The sequence below is a fragment of the Barnesiella sp. genome (genome assembly GCF_022723415.1).
Taxonomy (GTDB): Bacteria; Bacteroidota; Bacteroidia; order Bacteroidales; family Barnesiellaceae; genus Barnesiella; species Barnesiella intestinihominis.
Genome location: NZ_JAIJHU010000050.1, coordinates 1 through 24,533 on the forward strand (window position 1 = coordinate 1; position 24,533 = coordinate 24,533).

The 24,533-nt window shown below is 42.1% G+C and carries 13 protein-coding genes and 1 pseudogene; all 14 read right to left on the reverse strand.

Annotated features, from left to right (window positions below; all coding sequences use genetic code 11):
- Positions 1 to 233: pseudogene (locus tag QVD32_RS10170) on the reverse strand (hypothetical protein); the annotation flags it as partial.
- A gap of 218 nt (positions 234 to 451) precedes the next feature.
- A complete protein-coding gene (locus QVD32_RS10175; RefSeq protein WP_021892681.1) occupies positions 452 to 3,139 on the reverse strand; it encodes an alpha-L-rhamnosidase-related protein in 2,688 nt (895 codons plus the stop codon).
- A gap of 15 nt (positions 3,140 to 3,154) precedes the next feature.
- Positions 3,155 to 4,261 (reverse strand): T9SS type A sorting domain-containing protein, encoded by a 1,107-nt coding sequence (locus tag QVD32_RS10180; protein WP_008861588.1) that lies wholly within the window; start codon positions 4,259 to 4,261, stop codon positions 3,155 to 3,157.
- Positions 4,262 to 4,290: 29 nt separating this feature from the next.
- Positions 4,291 to 7,476, reverse strand: coding sequence for an FG-GAP-like repeat-containing protein (locus QVD32_RS10185; protein ID WP_021892682.1), 3,186 nt, complete (start codon positions 7,474 to 7,476; stop codon positions 4,291 to 4,293).
- Between the two features lie 73 nt (positions 7,477 to 7,549).
- A complete protein-coding gene (locus tag QVD32_RS10190; protein WP_021892683.1) occupies positions 7,550 to 9,085 on the reverse strand; it encodes a RagB/SusD family nutrient uptake outer membrane protein in 1,536 nt (511 codons plus the stop codon).
- 12 nt (positions 9,086 to 9,097) lie between these two features.
- Positions 9,098 to 12,202 (reverse strand): SusC/RagA family TonB-linked outer membrane protein, encoded by a 3,105-nt coding sequence (locus QVD32_RS10195; protein WP_118687280.1) that lies wholly within the window; start codon positions 12,200 to 12,202, stop codon positions 9,098 to 9,100.
- A 188-nt stretch (positions 12,203 to 12,390) separates the two neighbouring features.
- The gene (locus QVD32_RS10200) at positions 12,391 to 13,809 is read right to left on the reverse strand and encodes a sugar porter family MFS transporter (RefSeq protein ID WP_040296073.1); all 1,419 of its coding nucleotides are present in this window, start codon (positions 13,807 to 13,809) and stop codon (positions 12,391 to 12,393) included.
- A gap of 27 nt (positions 13,810 to 13,836) precedes the next feature.
- Positions 13,837 to 14,616, reverse strand: a complete 780-nt coding sequence (locus QVD32_RS10205) for a glucose-6-phosphate isomerase family protein (protein ID WP_046412671.1) — start codon at positions 14,614 to 14,616, stop codon at positions 13,837 to 13,839.
- A 6-nt stretch (positions 14,617 to 14,622) separates the two neighbouring features.
- Entirely contained in the window at positions 14,623 to 16,401 is a 1,779-nt protein-coding gene (locus tag QVD32_RS10210) for a class I mannose-6-phosphate isomerase (protein WP_118687281.1), read from the reverse strand.
- Positions 16,379 to 17,356: an ROK family protein gene (locus QVD32_RS10215; protein ID WP_118687282.1), complete on the reverse strand. Its 978-nt coding sequence runs from the start codon at positions 17,354 to 17,356 to the stop codon at positions 16,379 to 16,381. The genes QVD32_RS10210 and QVD32_RS10215 overlap by 23 nt, the downstream gene beginning before the upstream one ends.
- Positions 17,357 to 17,360: 4 nt before the next feature.
- Positions 17,361 to 17,924, reverse strand: coding sequence for a glucose-6-phosphate isomerase family protein (locus tag QVD32_RS10220; RefSeq protein WP_046414614.1), 564 nt, complete (start codon positions 17,922 to 17,924; stop codon positions 17,361 to 17,363).
- A 335-nt stretch (positions 17,925 to 18,259) separates the two neighbouring features.
- Positions 18,260 to 20,650, reverse strand: coding sequence for a glycoside hydrolase family 95 protein (locus tag QVD32_RS10225; protein WP_195491149.1), 2,391 nt, complete (start codon positions 20,648 to 20,650; stop codon positions 18,260 to 18,262).
- Positions 20,651 to 20,759: 109 nt separating this feature from the next.
- Positions 20,760 to 23,261, reverse strand: coding sequence for a glycosyl hydrolase family 18 protein (locus QVD32_RS10230; protein WP_118687284.1), 2,502 nt, complete (start codon positions 23,259 to 23,261; stop codon positions 20,760 to 20,762).
- Between the two features lie 93 nt (positions 23,262 to 23,354).
- Positions 23,355 to 24,533 (reverse strand): LamG-like jellyroll fold domain-containing protein (locus QVD32_RS10235; protein WP_353847100.1); only part of this gene is annotated, 1,179 nt, incomplete at its 5' end.

Here is a 24,533-nt window from a genome sequence, read left to right on the forward strand (position 1 = left end):
TCTATCACCCTGTCCCGATAATGAAACCAGTCCGGCGCAACAGCTTTCTGCTCCGGAAATATCCGTAGATAGTTCAAAGGCCGAATCATAACATACGTTTCGTAATATTCGTACAGGAGCAAACTGTCCGCCGATACGTAACTTTTTAAGCATCCGTCTTTGCTCTCGGCTGTCATGGAGAAAAAAACTCCCACAGCACAGACGACGACCGAAAATATTCTTTTCATTTCCATATTGAAATTTATATTATCGCCATAAAGTTTCGAACAATCTATTAGTCAAATATAGGAATTATTTTTTTAAATTTAAAAATATTCTTTCTTATTTTTCCAATGATTAAACTGCCGACAAATAGATTTTTTGGCAGGATCATAAAAAGTCCGTTAAAAACAAAAAGAGAATACCCTGCATAGCAAGATATTCTCTTTCCTAAATAAACAATAAGACTTTATTAAAGTCGAATCAACTTTAAACAGTCGATATGGCAATCATTAGCGTCTTCCCGTCCATGCGACATATTAAAGTCATATCCCTTCTTCTCAGGATCGATAGAAAGCGACACCGTATGTTCTCCGGCATTCAACCCTCGAAGAACAATATAATTGGAATCCAACCATTGTTTCCAATCGCCTGTTGCTTCCAAAATGAATGTACCGGCGTCGTTTCCGTCCACTGCCACCGAACGTATGGCGCACCATGTACCATGCGGCCCGTGTCCGTTAGCACCCCGAAGGGCTATGGCATAATCGCCGGCCTCGGGGACTTGTACCTGAAACTTCACATTAGCCGGACGTGCAAACAAATCGATAACAAAGCCACTCCCCGAAAATCCTTTGTGAAGATTAGAAACCGTTCCTGAATGAGAGCTCTGCTCCGCTTCACAAACCGATTGCCAAGTAGAATAAACAACCGCATTGGACATATCCGATGCAAATCCTTTTTCATCGACAGCATAAACCGAATAAAATCCATCGGGAGCCCCAATTAAATCGTAAGGAGAGGTTACCAGTTTATCCACCTCAGAAAAATTGGAATGAAGGTAGTACTTCATATTTTCCTCTTCCTTCCAACTTAGAGTCGAACCGTTCAATACCAAAACAGGTTCTACCGGCGACCAACATTTCCCGGGTCCAGCCTTCACCAAATTTATTTTGCCTTTCGGTTCATCGATCATCATTTCTATCTCGATCGAATATTCCCCCTTACTATCGGCTGGAAGGACAAAAGGCAATGCTTGTTTCTCGCCATTGACTTTCAACGATTTCACCCGATTTCCCTTTCCAGATACCTTTATATCTATCGTCACATCGCGATAGCGGAAATCCGACAAAGAAAGCCAGCCGTTCACTATATCGGGTACGACAGGATTAAATGCGATTCCTCGTTCCGTCAAATTCATGCCGAACAAAACTCTATACACCAAACTGATATAGGAAGAAACCGACCACAGTTGCCTATCCGAGTTCAAAGCTGTACCCCGATCATATCCGGTGTCGTAAGTCATATTCTCCTTATGTGTCAGGAAAAGAGCCGAAGCTCTCGTTAAAGAAGCCGCCATGTGTTCCACTGCCAATATATTGCCCACCTGACGAGCCGCATACATATACGGTGTTTGCCAAACCGGCCAAATACTTTTATTGTGGTATGCAAAATCGTCGGGAATAGAAGGATAAAGAACAGCAGCCCCGTATGGATATAGCGGGAAATTACCGACCATACGGCGAATTTGCTCATCGGTGCTCGCTCCCAAAACAGCACACAGTCCGTTCGACATGACACCGACCCGTTCCGAAGCCTTATACCCCGAAATTTCGGGATACAAGTAACACTCGTATAAACCTTTGTCTTCGTTCCAGAAATGTTTGTTTATCGAATCCTTCAACACATTCCTGAAACTTTCCCAATATGTTTTCTCACTTTCCGGTTTACCAAGTATTCCGGCTGCCTTCGACAAAAACTCATACATGAACATGTGCAGCGCATTTGTTCCACAAGAAAACGAACTGCCTATCGTCACATTGGTAAACCAATTCGGATAAGTATGGGTACGCCAGTCCATCGAACAAGTCTCCCCTTTGAACAGCCCTATGCGTTTATCGAATGCTACATGAATGTCCTTTCGAGCCGTATAACTCAAACCTTCATAAGCACCTTCGAGCCACGAACTATCTCCTGTGTACAGATAGTACTCCCAAGCAGCGAGTGCCCACACCACACGGTCGGTCGATATAGGCCATGAACCTCCGCTACCTGTGTCCTGCAAGGCCTCGCGAGGATTACGAAGAGTCTGCTTATCGAGAGTTTTCCGAGACACTTCCGGCATAATCCATGCATAGCTGAACCATATACTGTACACGGCATCACGAGTCCATGTATCGGGCCAAAGAGCGCCGGCCCTAAATGTGCTGTCGCTGCGCACATCCATCAACATCTCTTCCAATGCCATATTGTACAGAGCCTCTATCAACAAATTGTTTTCAGTGGAAAATTTCGGAAAAGACGAAATATCCTGAGATAATTTCCATACTTTCTCTCCGTGATAATCGGAGTGTATCTCGGTTGGAGAAATAGCCTTAGCCGTTCGTATTCCCAAAAAAGAAGCATCCGTAACTCCATCGGGAGTAAAAGAATAAGGCAAAGGCGTACCCTCTTCTCTCACCCAAGTCCAATGGGCAGAAAAATCGGTATTTCTGTTTGCGTTATCCTGCATGCAAAGTGTACCATCTTTTTCCACCAAATGCAAATTCGACTCGGCCGAACGATTCGAAATTGTGTACCAGCCGCTATTAGTTTGAGTAACAAAATCGAAATTCCCGTAGTACCATTCGGCAGATTCGGTAACCGGTTGATCGACCACAGAACAAACGACCTGCCCATTATCGAGAGACAAATATCTACCACTCTTCTTATTTACGATACAAACATGATCGCCCTCAGCAGCCGCTATTTTCCACAAAGACTTATCGCCTTGCTTTTCACGGCTGAATTTACATTCGCCGTCGTCTTCATACAAATATTCTCCCGTCGCCCTATTTTGAAGTGCCCAAAAAGAATACACCTTCTCATCTTTTTGGTTACACGAAGAAAAGATACTCCCGGCAATAAGAAACAGAAATATATATTTCAAATAGATTTTCATACAGACTCAATTCACTTATTGAACGATTAATTTAGACGAAGAAACGGCACCTTCACTTTCGCAACAAACAAAATATGTTCCCTGAGCCCAACCATCAACCGAAACGACAACCGTCGACATGCTACCGTCGGTATCGATTTCCTTAACAAGTTGTCCCATCATACCGTATATTTTCACTTTCGTCACATCGTTACCTTTCACGGTAAAAGAATCCCCAGCCCGTACTAAGGTAGGATATACACTGACATTTGCCACGGCATGCTCCGATTCGATGCCGGTCGTTCCTTTACTCTTTACAGCACATACACAAGTAGGATTTATACCCGAAGGCATAAGTACAACCTTATCGAAAGTACCTCGACCATTATCGCTGCTATATCCGTTATTTGCAGTTTTCGTCGCACTATGGAGATTAAAACTAACTTCCTCGTCATCGACAGAACACAACCCCATATCGGCATACCCGTCACCGTCCACGTCGCACAACACAGGTATATCGTACGATGTACCGAAAGTCACCTGCACATCTTTTGAGACAAAATCGGGAGTCTTATATTCCGTATCTGACGGAGTAAAAGAGCATAACCAAGAACCCTTATCATAGCACACTATATCGTCCTGCCCGTCTCCATTCATATCTCCGGCAACCAATAAGTCTTTATCGCTAATTCCGAACTGTTGGTTTACATCAGGAGCCATCGCTTGGAACGTAATCAGCCACCAAAGGCCAAACTCATTATCGCGACGGATACCCACATCGCCGATACCGTCACCATTAAAATCTCCGGCCAATTTTTTATCTCCTTCCGACATGCCATATATGACTGTTTGAGGGTCTACGAAGTTATTATTCCCATCATTATAATAAAAAATCCAATTAATGAGATTATCGTTTAAATCGAGCTCACAAAGGTCGAAATACCCATCGCCATTCGCATCGAACACAAATACTTGCGAAATAGCTTTATCAGTCGTTTGTGTCGGTAACGAAAAATCTACCGTTCCATCTAAATCAAAATCGAATTTGTAACCGTCGGCTTGCGACCAATATACCAACCCGTCCTGACTCCATGCACTCATGGATAAGCATAAAGCTGTTAATAAAAAGACAATTTTTCTCATGGTAATCACTTTTATTGTTATACATTATTTTAATTTGCGATGCAACGGGTCTGCAGCACCGTCACATCAGTTTCTTTATCTATGGCCTGTATAAAATATGCACCCGGCATCGAAAGTATCGTCTCGGATAATAATCGATAACTATCTACAATGCAGTCTTCCATACCAATTACCCGCCCCGACAAATCGGTAATTTGTAGACGGAACTCTTTCCCCCGATAAAAATCGGAAACTTCAATGCATATTCTGCCGTTTTCAGTCCAACACTTTATTTTATCGTTTTTTTTTTGATTATCGATTCCACTGTTATAATCGGGCGACATAAAAATCAAGTTATCATAGTCTGCACTATTTCTATCTACCGGTCCGTAATGCACATCGGTTACGATCGCATTTGCCCATTCCGCACCCCACAGACCAATCACATCGCTCAAAATATCCCGCTCATATTCTACCCATACTCCGTTCTGCGGTTTCACAGGAGTCAATGTGATATAAGCGATATTAGGCTGACTATAACCTATGCGATAATACAAGTCCCTCGATTCCCACACAGACGATGTTTCAGACGGTTTCAATAGCCGGAATCCGAACCATGAGGTAGTCGTATTATTCGAACGAACAGCAAGTTTGAACCGGTTGAATTTTTCGATAGGAATCCGAATTGCTCCGTTGTCCGTCGTATTGAACCGAATATCACCGGCAGTCACGCGAATAGCGGATTCTCCCTGATAAGCATCTGTGATTTCATACCACTCAGCCACATTCCCGCCGAACTCGCTGGCTACTACATAAGGTTTCCCCTCTTGCATAACAGGGATATAGGTAGCCTCATCTTTATTTAAAGTCTCACCTTTCGCATCATAACCGAATGTAAACAATTCTGGCATACTTCCTACCCCGCTCGGTTCCGAAGGGAGCTCTTGCGATTTTGTCGAAGTCAGTACCAACGAAGCAAATACCGACACCGATGGAAGAGAAACCTCCACTTTATTGCCGTTCAAGGAATAGGGAACTTCGTTTCTTCCGTCGATAGTAATGCAATACAGTTTATCTGCGACAAAACCATCGGGCAAAGTAAATGAAACCGAAACCTGTGTAGAAGAAGGAACTGTATTAACTTCGTCCCAACGTAAATCTAGGCTGTTACCATAGTTCACAAGATCCACGACAAAAGCATCTATCTCACGTGTCCTTTTATCATAACGCTTTTTCAACGTCCCGAACACTCCACTATTACTCCCCGAAACCGTAAAGTCTCCCCGGACATAATCGGTAATAAGATAAGCCGGATTCGAATAATAGAAATAAGCACCATAAGCAGCGACAAATTTATTCCACTGGGCGATACGTTCGAGTACGCTTGCCGGATAATTTACGGCATGAAACGGTACAGGATCGGTAAATCCGGCAACACCGTCGACCACCTGCGCAGACGGGTATCCTCCTGCCGAAAGACAGGTAGCAAATTGATAATCTATGTTTTCAACCGGCCAACTGGTCGATAAATTCATTTCCGTCGGAGGATAAAAATTAGCGAACACAGGTTTATCGGGATAACGCGATTTAGCATCATAAATATCACGATACAGGTCACTATATTTTGTTCCCGTACCATACGGCCAAAGTTCCATAAACTGATGATTGACCACTGCTCCCGTCGTCAAATGGGGCACATTTCCACTAGTCGAAGGAAGTTGCAATGCCGTAGTAGTAACATCGCTCCTTACTTCCTTAACAGCAATATCCAATTGGTTGACAAATTGTGCCATTTCATAAGAAAAATTTCCCGTACCGGCCAATCCGTCACAAACATACGTTTCAGGCAAACCATACCAGTCCCAACGATAACCGTCATAATTATATTCCTGTTGAGCAGCAACAGCCTGCGCTATGAAATATTCATTAAAGCTCTTATAATTCTTTCCGTTCACCTCATAAGGAGCGTTCACATTCTCGTTAGTAGACATTAAATACAGATAAGATCCCCCGTATGTCATGAAACTTTTATCAGCCTCATTTTTCATGGCCCAACTGGGGTGTGCAAGAGCAAATGCTGGTGTACTGGCATAAATACCTGTATAACAAATTGAACGCCCTCCTATCGATCGAAACTTCTCTACCTTCTGTTTCATCATAGCCTTGCTGGTCCACAAACGGTCATCACCGACATACGTATTCCATGTTTCGGTCTCCGGTGCAACCTCCTCATGAGCTCTCATCCACGGGTGATATTCCAATGTATTGATACCCGCATATTGCAACGCAGCAGCCCATTTATCCACATCAAGAGAATTATCGAAAATACAAGTCCAGCCATGTCGCAGATTTACCTCTGATCCCACCTCTTCCTGCGTAGCCAAAGGCAATGATTTAGGACGGGACAAATCAATGTCTGCCGCCGAAACAGCCACTACATTCTGTACTGGAACAGTAATCTCCAAATCAGAAACTCCGACACCGTTTAGATCGGCATAATGCTCATATTTAGGTTTCTTTCGATCATATAGATTAACCAACACGCGGTTCTCCGATGCTCGTAACAAAGCCATATCGTCATACCCATCGCCATCAAAATCGCCCACAAAAGGAATATCGCCTGACGTTCCGAACAAAACTCCATTAATAGCCAAATGGCTCTCGAACTCTGGATACCCTGAGATATCGGCAAAACAAACATACCAAGTACCGGAAGAGGGGCGATATACGCAAATATCATCTACTCCATCGGCATTGAAATCGCCCGACAACGGAATATCGCCCGATAAACCGAATCGCCCCTTTTCATCGAACTGTCCGTCACATGGAGCATAATCTATATACCACGTAGCCAAAGAAGAGCCTGATCTCATCACGGCAATATCGGCTTTCCCGTCACCGTTAAAATCACCTACCGCACATTTATCGGTAGCTGTTTCTCCAAACGTTATAGCCTCAATCTCGCTCCATTCATTGTTGCCGTTACCCAGTTTCCATATCCAACGTATCTCTTCGCCCGAAGTATCTATCTCACAAATGTCGGGAATTCCGTCGCCATTATAATCGGCAACCACCGCCCCGCCCAAGAATACCGAACCGTACGTTTCCGAAATAGTCGACTGATTTCCAGCATCGAAGCTCCACTCCGAAGCGGTTCTATACACAAGATCGTCATGAGCATAACTCGCTCCTATGATAAAAGCAGAAAACAATAATGTTAGAATTCGTATTTTCATGATTTACATTTTTTACATCAAACAAGCTTTTCGCTCAATACTTTTTCTCTCTATGGGAAAACTAATCCCGATTTTAGTACCCCGGATTATTAGGCAACAAATTAGGATTGGCATCTATATCGTCGATAGGTACTGGCAACAGCAAATGCTTAGGTGTGGTAAAATTAGTTTTACCTATACTTTGGAAAAATGTCTTTGCATATTCGCCATCGTTATCGTATCGAACTAAATCGAACCATCGGTGTCCACCCTCGAACGCTAATTCCATACGACGTTCATGCCTGATAATTTCTCTCAATTCTACTTGGTCGGTAGTGGTCACATTAGGCAAACCAGCTCTCACGCGTACTCGATTCAACGGACCGCCATCATTCTCGGAAGATGCCGGAGCAGCCGCCTCGGACGAACGACCCAACTCATTCAACGCTTCTGCTTGCATCAACAAAACATCGGCAAATCGCAATACCGGAAAATTAAGTGGGCTATCCATCGCCCGGTCGACACCTATATTTTCACACAAGAACTTTTTCACGTTATGACCCGTCTGCGAACAAGTAGGATCGTAAGACCAGCCCTGATAGACATCTCCTTCACACCAAACAGAAACCGACTTACGCAAATCGCCGGGTTCATAGCTCTCTACAAATTCGGGATAAACAGCAAACCAACCGAAATTTCCCCACGGTCCTCCAATATTGATACTTGCCAAAGGAGCCATATATTCGTGATGCCACCCTCCTTGTCCCAATATATCAAATTCACTGTATGCTGTCACATCTTTTTCATACTGAACCTCAAATAAACTCTCTGGACCGTTTTCGCGCAAATCGCTGAAATTCCATTCATATTTCCGATTAAGAGAATAAACTCCAAGATTCATCACCGAATCGATAGCAACCAAAGTTTCGTTGTACCGTTTCAATGTCAAATAAACTTTTGCGAGTAACCCGAATGCAGCCCCTTTCGTCGCACGTCCTATGTCGGTCGTATTTTCATAAACAGCCGGTAACATCGATGCCGCATCAGAAAAATCATCAATGATGTGCTGGTAAACTATATCTTTCGATGTTCTCGACACCTGCAAATCATCGCTTGCAGTCTGTTGCTTGTCTATCCAGGGCACATCGCCGAACAACCGTACCAGATTGAAATAATACAACCCTCTTAAAAAATGAGCCTCTCCCTTGTATTGAGTTTTCTTTGCGTCAGAAATCTTCGGAGATTTATCGATATTCGTCAAAATCCAATTCGTTCGACTGATTCCCGCCCAGGGTCCGCGCCATAATTCCTTAGCCCCGGAGTTATCGCTGGTCGCTGTGAAGTTAGACAACTGCGTCGTTTCGAGACCGTTTCCACCGGCTTCATTTCCAACACGGCCCTCTCCGGCGACAATATCCAATGTCCACATTCGCAAATTATACATATACGAACTCTGTAACCGCTGATACATAGAATTGACACCACTCTCTATCTCTTCGGGAGAACCCTCCTCGAAAAAGTTTTCGGTAATGATTTGGTCGTTCGGCAATATTTCGAGTTTATCCATACAGCCCGACAAGACAGTCGAAAGAACGACAACAGATATAGTAGATATAATTGTCCTTTTCATGATTCGAAAGATTTAGAATTTTACAGATGCTCCAAACATATAGACTCGGGAAGTAGGATAAATTCCATAGTCCAATCCCCAAAGACCCACCTCAGGGTCAAGACCCGAATAATTGGTCAAGGTCCACAAATTATCGAAACTCAAATACAACCGTAATGATTTGGCCCCGATCTTTTTCAACCAATCCTGAGTAAAACGATAACCGAAAGTAAGATTTTTCAACCTCAGATAAGAACCGTCTTCTACCCAACGAGTCGAAGCTCTGTTATTTCGGTTCGGATCGGCATAAATAGCACGAGGCATCGTATTGCTGGATCCTTCCCCATTCCATCGATTCAATGTAGAGGTAAATTGGTTATAAGTACTCTCCATACCCTCATGAGACACTCTTACGCCGTTCCATATATCATTCCCGTACGAACCCTGGAAAAATATACTCAAATCAAAATTCTTATATCCGAATTGATTGTTAAACCCAAAAATAAAATCAGGTTGAGGATTACCGATAACTGTTCGGTCAAAATCATTGATTACATCATCGCCATTCACATTGACAAACCAAATATCGCCCGGTGACGTATTGACCTGAGAATTATGCGATGCTTTATCAGGAGCGCGGTTTTCCATAGGAACCCCCGCAAAGACTTCGTCCAGTGTCTGATAGATACCACCCATCTTATAACCATAGAAAGAGTTGATAGGCAGACCTTCCCGAATCAAACTTACACCGCTGAGGATTTCGGGACCGCCCAATTTCAAAACCTCATTCTTATTGAAAGTCATATTTAAGTTGGTTTCCCAAGTAAATTCTCCGACAAAATTGCGAGTATTCAAATTAAACTCGATACCCTTATTCCTCACCTTACCGATATTCACAGGAGGCCAATCGGCTTGTTCCAAAGATGTTCCACTAGTTTGAGGAACAGGCTTCTTGGTAAGCATATCGTTAGTATTCTTTAAATAGAAATCGACATTAGCGATAATTCGGTCATTCAAGAAACCTATATCCAACCCGACATTGTATTGTTCGACAGACTCCCACTTAATAGACGGATTGGATAGTTTGTACGGGTATATAAGCGATACTTGTTCCGACTCAAATCCTCGTTGCGAACCGAAATTATAAACGCCGTTCACTTCCAACTTATCGGCAAATGCATACGCATCGATATTCTGGTTACCGGTCAATCCATACCCTAAGCGCAATTTCAACATCGATATCCAGGGGACATCTTGCATGAAGCTTTCATTAGACACATTCCATGCTGTTGAAAACGAAGGGAAATACCCGAATCGATTATCGGCTCCGAACTTGGAAGAACCATCGGCTCGGAAAGTTGCCGTCAAGAAATATCGGTTGTCATACGAATAATGAACACGTCCCATATACGACATCAACGCCCAAGAATAAGAATTACCGCCCACATCAGTAGCTTTCGTCGCATTATCCAATTCCGTCGTCATCTCGCTGGCACGTCCCGTACCGGCAGCAGACATCCATTCCTTCTTATACTCTTGGTAAGAAGTTCCTATCATGGCATTCAATTTATGTTTGCCGAATACCTTGTCATAAGTAAGTGAATTATCCCACAAATACAACTCTTCATAAGCCGAAGACAATGATTGCGAGGTATTGGTCTGCTCTTTATTACCCCATTTGTATTTAGGTATATAATTGTTATTATACTCATATCCCAGTTCCGCACCTCCGGTAGTTTTAGCAACCAAACCGTCGATGATCTCCCACTCGGCCGAAATATTAGATAACATTCTGAATCCTTTCATACGATACTTTTGTTCGTTTACGATAGCCACAGGGTTCAAAGCATCTCCATTCAACTCGGCATTCCCGGTAGGACCGTTATAATTACCTTCGTCGTCATAAATAGAAATGGAAGGTAACATGCGCATAGCATTCTGAATAACAGTCGATATAGGCTGAGTACGACGATTCTCGGCGCTTAGGTTTACGTTTGCTCTTACCTTTACATTGCTCAATATTTGTGACGATATATTGGATTGAAGATTCAGTCGGTTAAATTCCGAATTTTTCATAATACCGTCTTGTGCATAATAACCCACCGATGTCGCATGATTAATCTTGGAATTACCGCCCAAAATAGAAAGATTCACTTTATGCATCGGAGCCGTACGGAATAACGGAGAAAGCCAATCCGTACCAGCACCGAGAGATTCAGGGTCGGCAAACAACGGATTCAACGATAAACCCGCATTCGACCTCATTTCATTATGTAAAGCAGCATATTGTGATGCATTCAGCATATCGAACGTCTTTGCAGATTGTTGAATACCGAAACTATAATCTAAATTAATTTCTGTTCTTCCCTCTTTGGCTTGACGAGTAGTAACCATAACTACACCGTTTGCACCTCGCGAACCATAAATAGCAGTGGCGGAAGCATCTTTAAGAACATCGATAGACTCTACATCTGCCGGATTTATATACCACATACCGCCATTTACGGGAACTCCATCGATAACATACAAAGGAGACGCATCGTTAATCGTACCGACACCGCGAATCAAAATAGAAACATCTCCACCGGGAGCTCCGGAATTTTGAACCACCTGTACACCCGACATTTTTCCGGCCAAAGATTGTACCACATTAGAAGTCGAATTCTTTACGAGTTCGCTTCCTTTTACAGAAGATATAGAACCCGTAACATCTGAACGTCTCATCGTTCCATAACCTACAACGACAACCTCATCGAGTGCTTTGGTATTTTCTTTCAAAACGATACGTACAGATTTATTCCCTTTAACACCCGTTTCCACGGCATCATAACCGATATAAGAAACTCTAAGTATTGGATTTTTTTGATCCGATTTTATCGAGAAATTACCGTCCATGTCGGTCACAGCCACATTTTTACTATCTTTCAAATGGACTGTCGCACCTATAATAGGTACGCCCGAAGCATCTATAACCTTTCCCGAAATAAACTGTTGCGAATCAGCGGCCGAAACTTTACCGGGACCGCCCTGCTCTGTCTGCTGTGCAGAAATCCCAAACGGTTGGGAAAACAAGAGTACCATACACCCCATGAGGCAACATACTCTCAAACCTCTTTTACTTTGTTTTTTCCTTGTCATAGCAACGTGTTTTTCTCCATGTTATTTTTTCATTTTGCAAAAAATGGTATTGGGTTAAGAAATATCCTTACGTGATGCTAAATTAGATGATCTGGTAATACTGCCTTTCCAACATATTAGCCAAGAATTATGGTATCTTACCATAATAAATAAAACCAATCTATTTTTTGGATATTTACCATTATTTTTTATCTCAAATGACGGGGCTTTCCTCCTTTTCTCCAATACTCCTCTATCTTCTCCAATGTCACGCCTTTGGTTTCGGGAACATAGAAATATCCCCATATGATTGCGGCAAGAGCTACTATCGCATAAAACCAAAAAGCACCTGCCGGATTCCCCAAGTTTTCTCCGTCCAAATAAATTTCAGTACCTTCTACAGTGAACGCCTTCACTATTTTGAAGAATGTAAACGTTACCACTGTATTGAACACCCAAACCGATAACGAGCCCAAAGAAGAACCGAGGCCTCTTACTTTCTGAGGAAATACTTCTGAAATAATGAGCCAACCGAGCGGGCCGATACTGATCGCATAAAAAGCGACGTAGACGAACACGAGAATAATAGACAACCATTTACCCATCTCTCCGAGATAAGAAAAATGAGTAAAACAGATACCGAGTAAAAGAAGAGAGACAAAAATACCTGTCAAACCTGTAAAATATAGTTTTCTTCGTCCCAAGCGATCGACAAAATAGACCGAAACAATAGTGAACAACAGATTGACGACTCCAACACCGACCGCCGCCCAAATAGCCGAAACCGCCCCATCGAAACCGGCCATCAAGAATATCTTGGGACTATAATAGATAACCGTATTGATACCTACGAATTGTTGAAAGAACATAATCCCCACACCGATAATTACGGCATTACGCAGCCACGGTTTCATCAATTCTTTAATACCCGACTTATCTTTTTCACTTTTTATCAGCTCATTCTTGATGGTCTTGTACGAATCTTCCATTGCCTCATTCCCTTCGATACGAGCCAACACCGATTTTCCCTCTTCATCTCGCCCCCTGCTTATCAACCAGCGTGGACTCTCTGGCATAAATGCCATACCTATCAACAGAATTAAAGCCGGAACGACTCCGATATAAAACATAGGACGCCAGCACGACATATCGCCTTCATCGGCAAACATCAAATCCGATAAATAGGATGCCAACACTCCTATCGTGATCATTAATTGAAACATCGAGACCAAACTGCCCCGTTTATTAGCCGGTGAAATCTCGGCTATATAAAGAGGTACTGCAAAAGACGATACCCCGATCGCTATTCCCAAAAATAAACGGGCTATAATCAACTGCTCGATACTGGGAGCAAATCCCGACCAAAGAGCACCGATCGTAAAAATAACCGCCGAAGCTAAGATAACTACCTTACGTCCCAATATATCGGTTATCTTTCCACAAAACAAAGCGCCAAGAATAGCACCCACCAATCCCGCCGAAGTAACTAATTCCACCATGGAATTATCCAAACCGAAATCTTTTTGGAAAAAAGGTATAGCCCCCGATATAACACCGGTATCGAATCCGAACAACAGGCCTCCGGTCGCAGCGATAACAGCTATTACATAAATAATTGTATTTTTCATCATATCCAATTTTAATTTATTCTAAAATCAAGGTTCATAATTCTTCCAAACCTCTTCTTTCAATCCGGGGTTCGGAACATATAAAAACGTATCTGGCGACTTCTCGAAAGTTCGGTAAATAGACTCTCCTTTCACAATGCCCAGTTCAGGGTATTCGGCCGGAGATTTACAAATAAGTTCCGATGGTTGATAACAAGGATTCGCCTGCCATTCTATTTTTCCTTCATCGTTAAAAACCGGAAACCAAGCAATTCCCTTATGACGACGTACGCCATCATATTCGAAACCATACTCCCTATCGCACCACGCTCCGAAAGTAAGAGGTTTATCAGGATTAGCACTAATAGTCGCATGAGCCCAATATGGAGGAACGATAACCACATCGCCGGCCTTAGCATACACGGCAAAACAACGACCGGGATTATCTTCGGCATATTCCTGCATGTAAATGATAGCCTCTCCTGTCCATATTTCGTAAACCTCAGGAGTAGACCAACCGCTATATTTAGAAACCCAATGGATATGACCTTGACTGCGAATAGGCTCTTTACCCAATCGACCGGCAGCATAGGTCACGACCCCATAAAGCAAATGCATCCGTTCGAGCATTTCTCTGTGTTTACATTTCCCCACGTCCATAGCTATGGAATAAACGATTTCAGGGCCATCGCACTGAGGGTCGGATAAACTTCCCCGAATATCTCGCAAATAACGATTCTCCACTTGGGGACCGAACACATCTGCACCATATTTAAATCCCATAGGATTTACAGTAGGAATTATATCAAAACCGGGATTGAATTCCATATCTTTTCATACATTATGTTTAACAAAAGCTTTTATTGTAGCGCACTGTTTTCCTTCCGACTCTCCATAAGGCCGTATCGTATACTGTTTCACCGATTCCGGTATAATAAATGTCTCGGCATAATGTACGACAAACGGATCAAATTCGCCGGTGGGACTTTCAACGATAGCTTCACGTCCCTCGACAAGATTCAGCACATTCACACTTCCATCTGTTTTGTGAAGAACTGGCTTGGTAAACCAATGCCGACGAGTTTCTATAAACTCACATTCATGCAAACCGGTATGTTCTTCAATCCAACCGTCTCCTTCGGCCACTTTATCTATCTTATTATAAATTTCACGGCGAACCCACGGCTCCGTACGATTCCATTGGATCACATGTTTACCATGCCCGATATTGATAGGTCGGGGACGGCCGTCCAATCCCAAACGCCCCCAATCCCACAACTTGAAGGTGAAAATATAAGGAGTAGCACTGATTTCAAGAACCATACTGTTGCGCCCCGAACAATGGACAGTACCCGCAGGTATAAGTACATGGTCGTGCTTTTTCACTGGATAATTCCCGACATACTTTTCTGCATCGAAATGCCCTGTATGTTGTGCTTCGGTCAAGGCATTTATCATCTCCTCCGGTACGATACCGTCCTTCACTCCCAAATAAACCGAAGCATCTTCTTCGGCATCGAGAATGTAATAGCTCTCGTCTTGGGTATAATGCATACCGAACTTTTCTTGTATATATTGTGTCAGCGGATGCACCTGTAAGCTCAAATTACCGCCGTCCATCGTATCCAAGAAGTCGAACCGAATAGGGAACTCGTCCCCGAAACGTCCGTAAACCGGGTTACCCAACAACTCACGCGGATAAGAAAATACCAAATCGATAGACGGTATTTCGAAACGGACTTCTCCGAAGCCCAAATACAAACTATTCTCCTCAGGGACACAATCGAAACACCATGCAAAATTGGGAGTTTCACGATCCAAATCGCATATTTCCTTCATCCATTGACCGCCCCACGGACCCGGATCGAAAAACGGAACTACTCGAAAAGGAGATTTCGAAGCCTTTTTCAAACCAGCATCCACGATTGCCGCTGTCGCCATCTTAGGATCGCCCATCACATTCGTATCCAAGACATAATCCCATTTGTTCATCAACGTTTTCTTAAAACGGTCGCAAATGCGCCAATCTACGAAAAAGCCTCTTTTATATTGCAACGAAGCCCGTTCCATGCGATTATCCACACCGACATTCGAAATTTCGTTTCTCCGAAAACGCATCTGTATTTCCCAACGAGCCATATCGGCATATACCAATACATCGCTTTCGGGCATCACGTAAGCAGCCCCTACGCCATATACGATTACAACACCGGCAGATATACCGGCAACCTTTTCACGCAACTCGGCAATCTTCTTTTCATCGAAATAACAATCCATATGATAGCGAGTCATATAACCGAAAATCTCATCATCGGTTATATCGGACTTCAAAAACGAATTGATCTCTTCCGAAGTTTTCATGGCCGAAGAAGCGTCCAACCATAATGTATGGGGAAGTTGTCCCTTCAACACCGATTTTACCTCCTCGTCATAAACACCTTGATAACATTCGACAACCAATACCTTCACCGGTTTATGAACGTTTTCCAACGACTTGTTCAACTGCGATACAATTTCCGGCCAACCTTGCCAACAAACATTTTCAGATGTTTCCGATACCTGTACAACCGGATACTTATCATAATTAGATTTATAATTTGAATACTTTTTCATTTCTTCTCCTCTTTACACTTGTCAAATAATAATTCAATCCCAATAAAGCGGCATTGTCTCCTAATTCGGAAAGCACAATATGCACCCGGTCGATAGGAGTCCAAGCTCGATCCTCGACCCACTTATTGATATAAGGCAAAATAATATCCGCACTTCTCATGATTCCGCCGCCCAGAACAACTACCTCAGGGTCATAAGCATGAATGTAAGAGACAATGGCAGCTGCCCATACATTCATACACTCTTCGCAAATAATAATAGCATTCTCATCGCCTTGTCTCATTAAACCGAACAGTTGTTTAAAATCCATATCGGATGCCGCAATCTTAAAATCTGGCGATACACGTTCGTTAGACCGAATAATATCCGGCAAGAAAAATGAAGAAGCCATAGCCTCTACACAACCTATATTTCCACAGCTGCAACGTCTTCCACGATAATCGACAACCATATGCCCTCCTAAGGAACCAGCTTGATGATGATGCCCCACCAACGGTTTGCTATCTAATATAACACCGGTTCCTATTCCTGTACCGATAGTCATCATTACCACATTTCCCGTACCTTTCGCTGCACCGTAGAGCCACTCTCCGATGACAGCAAGACGGGCATCGTTTTCCAATACGAAAGGAACGCCCCAACGACTATCGGCCCAATGACAGAGATCGATATCACAAGCATCGTCATACTTGTCGTTGGTAGAAATCACTCTGCATTCGACAGGATTCACCATACCCGGAAACGCCAATCCGATAGATACCAAATCCGTCGAAGATATTCCTTCCTCAGACAACAATGAATCAATTGCATGCTCCATCTTGGGAAGCATGTGAGATAAACCCCTCACCGAATCCGAAGAGATTGTGGTAAACCGAACAATCTCAGAATCCAATATCAAACCTATCTTTATGATAGTTCCTCCCAAATCTATTGCGACGCTATAATTTCCCCCCATAACTTTATACTCCTATCAATTGAGGCTTCCCATCGACCTCCAACAATCTGGCTGCAAAGCCATGATCGGCAATTTCCCGATAATTATGCCCTGCATCAGACGGCCAACAAGCTGCAAAAGAAAATAAAGTATTTCCCGTATTTGCCATACGGTGAGCCACACCACCCGGTATATAATGTAGGCTCCCGGGAAAAACCCGTTCGGCCCACACTCGACGCAACTGGTCCATCAAAATCAACATGCCCTCTCCTTCAAGCCCCCAATAAAATTCCGCCCGATCGATATTCGCATGGAAATGTCCCTTAGTCATGAAGTACTCGTTTCCCACTTTTCCCGGATGCAAATAAGTAATCCCGAAATATAATCCGCCGGGAGTACCCTCCTGTTCCGGCAAAAAACTACTCACCTCATAAGCCGGCATATTCTGCGGCATACGAGAAAAAGCATCGACATCGGCAAAAATACCACGCAAATCTCCCAGAGTACGGCTCACATTCTCGACTCTCTCTCCCAATAATCGGTTCCCCGTAAAGAATAATCGGGGAAATACAATTTCCATATTCTCCATTATTTTTCATGTTATTATCGATATGGCAAAGATAGAGTGACAATTGGTCTGCTCTATTCACTATATTTGCCGAGAATTTTGGTATTTTACCAAATACCGATTAGAGGAGCATAAAAATGATAATATTCTATATCTATTAATCTCTATTGTAGAGATACAACAAACAAACGATTATTCAGTAATAACAAAAACCAAATGACTCCACAAATTTCATAATCCTGTAATACCAAGAATAAAATTTGTACCAAACAATTATAACCCTTTTCTTTTAAAATAAAAAGACCTCCCATCATATTTAACTATGGGAGGTCTTTTTCCTACTATAAACCCTACTTCTACAACTGCTTTACGATTATACGGGAATCGTCATCAGATATTGATGTTCCATTCACCTTAACGACCGGAAAAATCGAGCCTTTCGACATCTTGATCTCCGCTTTCACAAGACTCCCATTTTTCCATTCTATATCAATTATATATCCTCCCCGAGCCGCCAGCCCCGTAATCTTTCCTTCCGGCCATTCTGTCGGTAATGCCGGTAATAAATCGATAAATCCGTCGTGAGATTGTAAAAGCATTTCGGCAAATAATCCGGCAGTGGCCATCGTCGCATCCACTTGCATATTACCAGACTGGTTCGACATCATATTTTCATATCCATTTTCTTTTATCAACCGGTTGAAAATATACATAGCTGTATTCCCCTCATGCAATCGAGCCCATAACGCGATTCTCCAAGCAGCAGACCAGTTTCCTCCGGTATGAGGCCAACGATCTCCAAATTCTCCAAAGCCTCTCATTTCAAGAGACTTTTTCACTGCATTAGCCCACTCCGGCGTATAAGTATATGAAATCATATTTCCCGGGTACATTCCATACAAATGGGCAATATGGCGATGATGATCCCGAGGATTATCGACATCGGCAACCCATTCTTGCAGTTGACCGTATTTTCCCTTTTTAAGAGGATAAAGTTTATCTTTTGCAATAGTAATATTTTTACTAAACTCCTTATCTACATGAAGTGCATTTGCTGCATCTACAACGTTAGAAAACAAATCATATATCATCACAATATCCTGATATGCCGGAACTGTAAATATCTTTTTCGCACATTCTTCCCCATTCACTGTGGAAAATTCAACCGGACTACCATTCCTCATCTCAATACCATGTTCTGCTGACACAGTAGGTGCTGCTATTAAATAACCTTCGTAAGGAGTAAGATTTTCAAGCCAAAACAAAGCGGCTTCCTTCATAATCGGATAAGCCTCATTTTTTAAATAATCGATATCTTGGGTAAATACATAATGTTCCCACAAATGACGGCAATGCCACGCAGCTCCGCTGGGATATAATCCCCAAAGAATATCGTCTCCCGGGACTGTATGCCCCCAAATATTTCCTGTCGAATGACTCACCCAGCCCCGAGTTCCATAATATTCCTCTGCGGTTTTACGCCCCGACTCAACAAGATCTTTAACCCAACTAATATATGCATTTTCACATTCAGTTAAACGAGTAGGGCCACAAGACCAATACATCTCCTGCAAATTAATATTACTTTGAAAATTTCCATTCCAAGGAGCTTTCTCAAAAGTGTTCCATACTCCTTGTAAGGTCGATGGCAATGTGCCGGGTCTCGATGCGCTAATAATCAAATAGCGGCTCAAATTAAACCATAGAGTTTTCAACGAGGAATCATCGGTAAAGCCATTCTGTAATTGCCGTACACGAGTGTCCGTAGGTAATTTTTCCGATAATTCGTCTCCTTTAAGAATCAATTTCACCCGGTTATACAAAGCCTGATAATCGGCTATATGGTCATTCTTTATTTTTTCATAACCCTTAATTCCTGCATTTTTAATTATCTTAGCTGTATTATTCTGTGGATTTTCGCCTTTATATAAAGGATATTCCTGCTTATATTCTGTGTCCACAGCATACAAGACCGTCGCTTGGTCAGCTCCCTCAATACAAATATTTTGATTCACTATACTTACTGTTCCCCCTTCTTGTAATACTTTAATACGAATACAATATTTAAGGCCGTTACCTTTTATTACTCCATTAAAGACCAAGCCATCTGTTTCTTTTTTTACTTGACTTGCCGGATAAGTCAATATTTGTGACAAATTAAAGTTTATCTTATTTTTTTTATCCGAAGTAAAATGGAGAACCATAAGTTTATCGGGATAACTGCAAAAATATTCCCGTTTAAAATATGTATCCTCTTGCACATATTCCACAAATCCACGAGAGGTCGAAAGGTCTATACCTCTTACATAATCTTTTACGGGGTGTTCCGACTCAGGGAAATCAATATAAAGATTTCCAACCATCGAGAAATATCCGTAATGGCTGTAATTCCCCACCATATATTTACGACAAAGAGAATCTGCCTCAACATATTTTTTCTCAACGATCAACTTTCGGATCTCGTCTATTTTATCTTTTCCGCCTTTTATTATCGGGGATTTAAAATCAGACAAAGAATGAGGACCTCCGGTCCAAAATGTTTTTTCTGCAATGTCAAAACGTTCTCTATTCACACTCCCATAGAACGATGCTCCCATATACCCATTACCGATATGTAAAGCCTGTTGAGCCCAATTTTCAGCCGGTGACGTAAACCACAATGTCTGGTCGGGTGACAATTGCTCTTTGGCCTGTCCCACACCGAACACTCCGGCTGCAAACAATATAATAGACAATATTCTTTTCATATAAGTGGATTATTTTACATATGATTATTTGTCATAAAAAACAAATGTTAAAAAAATCTCGAAAGGATATATCAAAGTATCCTTTCGAGATTTTTAACACTCTATAATTTTATTTCTTTACCATTCGGAAAGTAGCCGACTCGGTTTCGGTTTGTACTTGTACAATATAATACCCCGGAATAAGAGTTGCCACATCTACCGCACCACTCGAAGCAAAAATCGTTTGGCTAACGACCAATTGTCCAGTCGCACTATAAATATTTACCGTTGCAAAAGAAGAATCGGAAGCTGTGCGAACATTCAGTTGATCCTGTACAGGAACCGGGAAAATAGAGATATTGTCCGATGCTCTATTATTTCCCTCGATACCGCTACCATCGTATGTCGTATCGAAATTTTTACGTATCAAATCATAAGCACCTTCCTCCATACCGGCATCTTGGCCTAAGGCCCAAATACCAATACCTTTGAATCCTCCCGTTTTCGTATACTCATATTTCAACGCAAGGCTCTCTAAATCCTCTACATAAGCCGTTACTTCCGTACCATTCTCACCCGTATATCTATATACATTGCATTGAGCCGATTCATCCCAAGTAATATTACCGTCTTTCGAATACTTAGGAACATCACCAAGCACCGCAGTTCCTACATTACGACCTCCTTCAAAAAGATTTCCATAATAAGGCCAAGCAATAACTATATCTGCGGCCGGAATATCGATATCGAGCCAAAATTGTTTAATACGTCTTTTTGCATCAGGCAACGGGCAAGTAAAAGTCGATCCGATATTATACATCATGATAGTCAAATAATCGGACTTTTTCAACATTCCCTTGAAATCCCATGTACCTTCCTCATTACCCGGATAGGTAGCGACCGATAATTCAAAATCGGGATTGATTTTTTCCAGTTCTTCATCGATATACCCGATAAGCTCATTATATTTCTGACCAATATTCGATATCGTATTATAGAATTCCTCGATATCCATGTTAATACCATCTAAATTATATTTTTCCACAAACTCGGCAATAGCCACTGCGGCAGCTCTCATTTTTTGAGGATCGGAGAACAAATCGATATAGAACTGTGTATTACCGCCATCACGCACATTCCCTGTAATGGAAGCGACAACCTTAACTCCATTTTGATGCGCCGCATTGATAAAATCGATCCACGGCCATTTCAAATCGATACTCTTATCCTCAAATGTAGGAACATAATTCCCTTGGTCTATTTGAAATCCGATAGGCGAAACATGTGTCAAACCTTTCCAATCGACCTTATCGATCGAATTTACACTAAACCAGGGGAACCAACCGAACACGATCTTATTATTATAAGCCTCGCATTTTTTCTCATAAGCTTCTTGATCTAGCGTATATATTTGACGAATAGTCATATCTCCCACTGGTGAAGGATCTTGCGGTACAAGCTCTGATCCATTATCGAAATACAGTTTTGTAATTTGGCCGTCCAATTTATTCATTTCACCGGCTGTTGGTCTCAATCTCACTGCAACAATAAAGAAGTTATTTCCCACACTTAACAGTTGCTTCTCGGCATTCACATCTGCTCGTAACTCTACCTTACCGGTACTCCCGGGTCTCAACGCCTGATAATTCAATGTATATGAATCTTCTGTAATTAGATGATCTTCTCCTGCAAAATAAACATTTACACTGACAATATCAGAAATTTTGGTTGTCCCATCAAACGAAAAATCCAATCCTGTCAAATAACGTTCGCCAGCACCCACTGCATTGACTTTTAAAGTCAACAACTGTATATTCTCTTCTTTGACATACGCATATCCCGTATTTTGAGAAACCATCGCACTTTCGACCGTCAACTCTCCGACTTCTTCGAATATCTTCAAATCGATATCCTGGATCTCAGACTCAGAAGATTTAAAGGTTGCCGGATACGTCCCTTTCAAATCGGGAACTGTTGTACCAGTGACATTTTGGAAATCATAATATACAGCCAGAGCATCTTTATCAGGGTGAGTATCAAGGACTTTATAGTTTTTCCATTTTGAAATGGTTTCCGCACTAAGAGACTTACTCCATATTCTTACTTCATCATAACAAGCCACAGACGGACTACCCAACACAAAATTGGCATCTATAGTCGCTGTTTGTTGTTTAAAAAACGAATTGGCAAAACTCTGCTTTATTCCATCTATATACAGAATAAGAACTCCTTCGTCCATACTCGTTTTTGTTCCGTCGAATACCAAAGCTACATGATGCCAACCACTCCGAGGATATGCCCCTGCCGATGTCTGTGCATAAGCCCCATCTCCACTGGCTTGCATAAGGACTATCTGACCGTTTTTCTCCACTTGCACTTTGATTCTGTTTCGTTCGTCCGATTGTTCCTTTTTAAAGATGATAAATCGGTCTTCCAGTTCATCCAAATTGATATTTACCCACATTTCTACGGTATACGCTCCGGTATTGTTCAAAGTGGCAATATCCCCACAATCCAGATAAGCATCATAGCTGTTTATATTCAGCTTAAATCCTTTATTCCCGGATAATTGAGCCATTGTTGTCATTACGCTAAACAAGCATAAAAAACACAAAAAATAAATTTTTTTCATAAGTATATTTTTAATAATTAACAAAATCACATTCAAGTATAAGAATAAAAAACAGGCTGTTAAACTGCCTTTTTATCACCATACCTTTCTTTTTTATCGAAGAATTACTTTTTGTCTATTCACAACATAAAAACCTTTGGGCAAATCTCGTACAACAGTTTCGCCTGCACTTATTCGCAAATCCAAAACCAACCGACCTGCCAAATTATAGATATACACGTTTTGAGGGACAGAGGCTATCAATGTAATCTCCCCACCGGACACAACAGTCTGTAAAGTTTCGGGCTCGGCTACAATTGAGTTTTCTATTTCAGTGGGAATATCGTCCTTCTCATACAAAGCCAAGTCATTCAACAATATCTCTGCCTCATTAGATTCAAACATAGCCGGATAATTGCCTACCAAATCGGGAACCTGTGTACCAGATATATTCTCAAAATCATAATAAGCGACTAAATTATTTTTATCGGGATGCGAATCTCCAATCTTATAATTTTTCCACTCGCTTATAACTTTTGCAGCCAATGCCTTATTCCATATTCTCACCTCATCATACTGGACATTCAATGCCGGACCACCCACTGCAAAAGAGCCCTCCATATTGCCGGTAGTGCCCTTGAATGTCGCATCCGATATGGATTGTTCCACGCCATCTATATACAATATCATGGCCCCGTTTCCGCTGGTCCCCTTTCCCCCATCGTAAACCAATGCGATGTGATGCCAACCACTCTCGGGATACGTGCCGGCCGGAGCCTGAGCAAATGCTCCATCGCCTCCATTGGATTGCATGACATATATCTGGCCATTCTTCTCCACCTGCACTTTGATACGATTCGTTTCGGTCGGCTCTTTCTTAAAGATGATAAAACGGTCGGGCAGATCGCTCAATGTCACATTTACCCACGTCTCGATCGTATATTGCGACGTATTATTCAATTCTTTCACATCTCCACAATCGAGATAAGCATCTCCATTGTTCACATTCAATTTGAATCCGTTATTAATCGCAATAGGCTCTGGTTGCTTCTCTAAAATAGCAAGTTCGGTATCCAAAATAGAAGCTTCCGATTCCTCAAACACAGCAGGATATTGACCGGCTAAATCGGGAACCTCAGTTCCCGAAACATTCTGGAAATCATAATATGCCGCCAAAGCCTCTTTGTCCGGGTGAGAATCGAGAACCTTGCAACCTTTCCATTCCATAATAGTTACAGCTTCCATCGCTTTATTCCATATTCTCACCTCATCATACTGGACATTCAATGCCGG